The organism is Bradyrhizobium sp. LTSPM299 (assembly GCF_000938235.1).
In the GTDB taxonomy this organism is placed as follows: Bacteria; Pseudomonadota; Alphaproteobacteria; order Rhizobiales; family Xanthobacteraceae; genus Bradyrhizobium.
The window spans coordinates 1-4,486 of sequence record NZ_JYMU01000084.1; the positions used below are offsets into that span (position 1 = coordinate 1).

5 protein-coding genes and 1 pseudogene are annotated in these 4,486 nt (G+C 59.2%); 4 read left to right on the plus strand and 2 right to left on the minus strand.

All coding sequences use genetic code 11. The features are described from left to right. The first annotated feature begins 5 nt into the window (after positions 1 to 5). From UP10_RS35770 to UP10_RS44875, 3 genes and pseudogenes are all read left to right on the plus strand, one after another. Positions 6 to 1,343 carry an IS701 family transposase gene (locus UP10_RS35770; protein ID WP_044591718.1) on the plus strand — a complete coding sequence of 446 codons (1,338 nt, stop codon included), beginning with the start codon at positions 6 to 8 and terminating at the stop codon, positions 1,341 to 1,343. Between the two features lie 181 nt (positions 1,344 to 1,524). Next, positions 1,525 to 1,710 carry a hypothetical protein gene (locus tag UP10_RS44870; RefSeq protein WP_156180600.1) on the plus strand — a complete coding sequence of 62 codons (186 nt, stop codon included), beginning with the start codon at positions 1,525 to 1,527 and terminating at the stop codon, positions 1,708 to 1,710. Between the two features lie 194 nt (positions 1,711 to 1,904). Continuing rightward, positions 1,905 to 2,030 (plus strand): annotated as a pseudogene (locus tag UP10_RS44875) (IS5/IS1182 family transposase); the annotation flags it as partial. A gap of 19 nt (positions 2,031 to 2,049) precedes the next feature. Here the strand turns inward: UP10_RS44875 and UP10_RS35775 are convergent. Both UP10_RS35775 and UP10_RS35780 read right to left on the minus strand, forming a co-directional pair. After that, a complete protein-coding gene (locus UP10_RS35775; protein ID WP_044591721.1) occupies positions 2,050 to 2,922 on the minus strand; it encodes an NmrA family NAD(P)-binding protein in 873 nt (290 codons plus the stop codon). Positions 2,923 to 2,967: 45 nt separating this feature from the next. After that, positions 2,968 to 3,390 (minus strand): DoxX family protein, encoded by a 423-nt coding sequence (locus tag UP10_RS35780; RefSeq protein ID WP_044591720.1) that lies wholly within the window; start codon positions 3,388 to 3,390, stop codon positions 2,968 to 2,970. A 119-nt stretch (positions 3,391 to 3,509) separates the two neighbouring features. On the opposite strand from UP10_RS35780, the gene UP10_RS35785 reads away from it, so the two are divergent. Then, positions 3,510 to 4,415: a LysR family transcriptional regulator gene (locus tag UP10_RS35785; RefSeq protein WP_044591719.1), complete on the plus strand. Its 906-nt coding sequence runs from the start codon at positions 3,510 to 3,512 to the stop codon at positions 4,413 to 4,415. The last annotated feature ends 71 nt before the right edge of the window (positions 4,416 to 4,486 follow it).

Here is a 4,486-nt window from a genome sequence, read left to right on the forward strand (position 1 = left end):
CGACCATGGTGGACACGAAGTCGAAGTGGGAAGACGAGCTTGGGCGCTGGCTCAAGCCATTCCTGGATCGTTTAGGTCACAAGGCGCGGCGGCGGATGTGTCCGCTTTATATCTCGGGATTGATTGGACCGGGCGATCGCAAGAGCGTCCAGCCAATGGCGGCGCGGCTGGCACCGGGCGAGTATGACCAGTTGCACCATTTCATCGCTGATGGCCTCTGGGATGCGGCGCCATTGGAGGCAGAATTGCTCGTTCAGGCCGATCGCCTGGTCGGCGGCAAAGATGCGGTGCTGGTCATCGACGACACGGCGATGCCGAAGAAGGGCGATCGTTCGGTTGGCGTCGCTCCACAATATGCCTCGTCTCTCGGCAAGACGGCTAATTGCCAAACATTGGTGTCGCTGACGCTTGCGCGGGGTGAAGTGCCGGTCATGGTGGCATTACGTCTCTTCGTTCCCGAGAGTTGGACGAGCAATCCGGTGCGTTTGAAGCGTGCGGGCGTTCCTGTAGAGTACCGCGCAGCGCGGACCAAGCCAGAGATCGCCTTGGCGGAGATCGATCGCGTGATGGCAGCCGGTATGCGCTTTGGCTGTGTGCTGGCCGATGCCGGTTACGGCCTCAGCGCGCCGTTCCGTCAGGGGCTCACGACACGCGGCCTGGCCTGGGCCGTCGGTATCCCTCGTCATCAGAAGGTTTATCCGGTGGAGGTTAAATTGATCTGGCCGGTCGCCGGTCGAGGTCGTCCCCGCAAGCGGCACATTCCCGACGTATTGTCGACGGCGGCCGAAGACATGCTGGCCAATGCTAAGTGGCAAAATGTGAGTTGGCGAAACGGGACCAAGGGCCGGCTGGAAGCTCGCTTCGCCGCGGTTCGCGTGCGAACCGCTGATGGACCTCCGCAGCGGATCAAGGACATGGGCCAGCAGCATCTTCCGGGGGACGAAGCCTGGCTCATCGGCGAACACAGGACGTCGGGAGAGAAGAAATATTATCTCGCCAATATGCCGGCCAAGACGAATCTGCGCACGTTAGCTGCTACGATCAAAGCTCGATGGATTTGCGAACAGGCCCATCAGCAGCTGAAAGAGGAACTCGGGCTTGATCACTTCGAGGGACGATCCTGGCAGGGCCTTCATCGTCATGCGCTCATGACTATGATCGCTTACGCATTCCTCCAGCATCGCCGTCTCGCACAAGCGGGGCGGAAAAAAAAGAATCAACGGTCCACCACCTCAGCCGAGCCTGCCGGCCGTACGCCAAGCCATCGTCGATCTCATCGTTCAACCACGACCTCAGCGATGCCCGCACTGCAGAAGACAAATCGGCGGAAAGCAGCGGCGTGAATAAATCTGCCAAAGTAGTGCTAGGGCACGTACTCATAAATCGTCGTCGATGTCTGCTTCACCCCGACACCGACCGCCTTTGTGCAACCGCAGCAAATGTTGCGATGGGCCAACAGGCGACATTGCAGGCTTGGCCTGATACGAAAGAGGCCGCCAACTGAGGCGGCCTACCGGGGATAAAATGACAGACGTACCGTTCAAAGTAGGCGACCGAGTAAAGAAGCGCTCAGGTTACGAATATCCGGGCTTCATCGTGTCGGTTTTTACAAACCGAGCCGGGGCCATTCGGTATGTCGTGGAGGCAGACCACCCGGCCTTCTCCGGCATGTTGCACATCTTCAATGGCGATCAGCTTGAACATCGCTAAGGCAAACCAGGCCACTAGGGGTCGAAACAGGCCAGTACCCAACCCGCTGTAGGAACAGATCGGGAAATGCGAACACTTGCAGACCCACGATGACATGTCGCCCCCCGTAGTGATCGCATGTCTGTTGCGGGTCATTTTCGACGGATTCCTCAATGGCATCTTCTCGGTCGTCCGATCAGGAGCATCCTGGGTGCGCTCGCTACCGGGTCGGGCGGTTCTTCAACAGGACCAAACAATGTCGTCGGGTGGTGACGCGCCATGACAGGCTTGGTACCAATTGCCTTGCCTTCGTTCAACTCGCGTCAATCATGCCATGGCTGCGCCTGATCCGTCCCGAACTTACGCCTTGGCGGCGTTCTGTGCGGCCTCGAATACATCGCGTGCGGACGTCGTACCGGCTACGTGCTCCGTACCCGCGACTCCAAGGTCCATCCATCCTGCATTCACGGCCTCAAACATTTCTTCGGCAGGTCCGGTGTGGCCCTTCGGGATGCCGAATTGCTCGAACGCTTTCGCCCACCCTGCACGCGGGACTGCAAAGGCTTTGACGTCGAGATTCAGGACTTCACCCAATTGCTCCGCGACTTCATCCGCGGTGACCATCGAACCAAGCTCGACGGCGCGCTGCCCTGACCACGCTGGACCGGTCAAAAGGGTTGCGACCTCCGCGCCGATGTCGTTCGTCGCGACCATGGTCGATTTCCGGTTTGTCGGATTGTAGTAGACCGGGAGCGTTCCGCCCTGGGCGACCTGCAAGCCGTAGAGGAAGTTTTCGAAGAAACCACCTGCGCGCACAAATGCGATTGGCGATATCAGGTCGCGCAAACCTTGCTCCAGAAGCGACAACGCCGTGATCATCCCGAGCCCGCTGGTCCTGTTCGCACCCATCGACGAAAGCGCTACCACCCGCGGCGGCGCTGCCTTGGTGAGCGCCTCGACATAGTTCGCAATCACGCCCTTGGCTTCTTTGTAATCGGGCGAGGGGGCCCAGACAGCCGGCAACATGACAAACACGCCTTCGACGCCTTTGAGCGCCCGCTCGATGGCTGCCGAATCATTCCAATCACCGTTTACCAGTTCCACGCCCTTGTTCGCCCAGCTTGAAGCCTTCTCGCGATTGCGGACGAGCGCGCGGACTTCCTTGCCGTGCGCCAACAGATGTTCTGCCGTTGCGCCGCCCACTTTTCCCGTGATTCCCATGACTAAAAACATGTGTTTTCTCCTGATCTTGAGGGACAGAACACTGCCCTGGTTGGTTCAATGGATGAGCGGCAGAACGGCCCGGATTCGGGGATCGCGCGCGTAGAGGCCGCCCCATGTCATCGCGCCCAGAAGCAGGGACATGATTTCCGGCGGCGCCCCCAACTCACCAATGCGGACATGGGCGCAGATGGCACCTCCCAAAAAGCCCGTCACAAGGATCGCGCCGAGCACGGCGGTGGCCGGGATGGCGTAAAGGATGGCGCAGGCAAGGATGATCGGACCCACGACACGGGTCAGGTCCATCGCGAACCCGGTTTCCTGCAACATGCTCGCGATCTGTGCCGGCGCGAAAAGCTGAATGGTGCCGTCTGCCGCCAGAGCGATAACGACAAATGCGCTCATGATCCGGCCGGCCCACAGGGCGCGATGCACGGTCACAGTTTCAGGCACCTGAGGCAGGTTGATAGTTTCGGACACTTGTCATTCTCCGAGGAGGAATCCCATTATTTGGAGCCTATTGTGTCTCCTAGGTATGACAAACAACGAGGGAGCGAACTCACTGTTCTCTCTACGGTGAACAATGCCGAGGCAGGAAAATGCAGAATCTCGAACCCATCCTCATTTTCATAACGGTAGCGGACATGGGGAGCTTCAGCCGCGCAGCCGATAGCCTGGGCATTCAGAAGGGAAGGGCCTCAACGGCGATCCGGAAACTGGAAGAAGATGTCGGTGTCAGGCTTCTGCACCGGACGACGCGTAGCGTGCAGTTGACGGAAGACGGACGGGTATTTCATGCCCGTGCCCGCGATCTGCTTGCTGACGTTGATGACCTGCACTCAATGTTCGCAGGCGATCGCGTGGCACTTCGCGGGCGTCTACGCGTCGATCTTCCGACCGAGGTGGCACGGACAACGATCATGCCGGCCTTACCGGATTTCATGGCAACTCATCCAGAGTTGGAGCTGGAGGTGTCGAGTACGGATCGGCAAGTCGATCTGGTTCAAGAGGGGTTCGACTGTGTATTGCGGCTTGGATCCATCAGGGACGAGACGCTCATCGCCCGCCCGCTGGGCAAGTTACGCATGGTCAACGCTGCCAGTCCCGCCTATCTGGCGCGCTATGGCGTCCCCCGATCGCTAGAAGATCTCCAGCGTCAGGAGCATCGGACAATTCATTTTTCGACGATGCTGGGCGCAAGACCTTATGGATGGGAATATCCGGACGGCGACGGCTACGCCACGCTTCAGTTGCCAGGTGCGTTACACGTTAACAGTGCGCAGACCTACGAAGCCGCTGCCCTCGCCGGCCTTGGCCTGATTCAGGCGCCACTCTTGGGAATTGGCCGATACCTGGAGAGTGGAGCGCTTGTGGAGATCATACCCGATTTTCGTCGCCGGGCGCTCGCCGTGTCCCTCGTCGTAGCACATCGAAGCAATCTGTCGCGCCGAGTCCGCGCATTCATGAAATGGATCGAAAATGTGCTGACGCCGTATCTGGAATAGCGAGACGAACATCTTCGTCCGGTCCTCGAAATCAACATTTGAAGTTGTGTCTGTTCGTCGGCGGTCGGCGA

Coding starts and splice junctions, on each gene's coding strand:
- UP10_RS35770 (WP_044591718.1), top strand. CDS start 6: ATGGTGGACACGAAGTCGAAGTGGGAAGACGAGCTTGGGCGCTGGCTC.
- UP10_RS44870 (WP_156180600.1), top strand. CDS start 1,525: ATGACAGACGTACCGTTCAAAGTAGGCGACCGAGTAAAGAAGCGCTCA.
- UP10_RS35775 (WP_044591721.1), bottom strand. CDS start 2,922: ATGTTTTTAGTCATGGGAATCACGGGAAAAGTGGGCGGCGCAACGGCA.
- UP10_RS35785 (WP_044591719.1), top strand. CDS start 3,510: ATGCAGAATCTCGAACCCATCCTCATTTTCATAACGGTAGCGGACATG.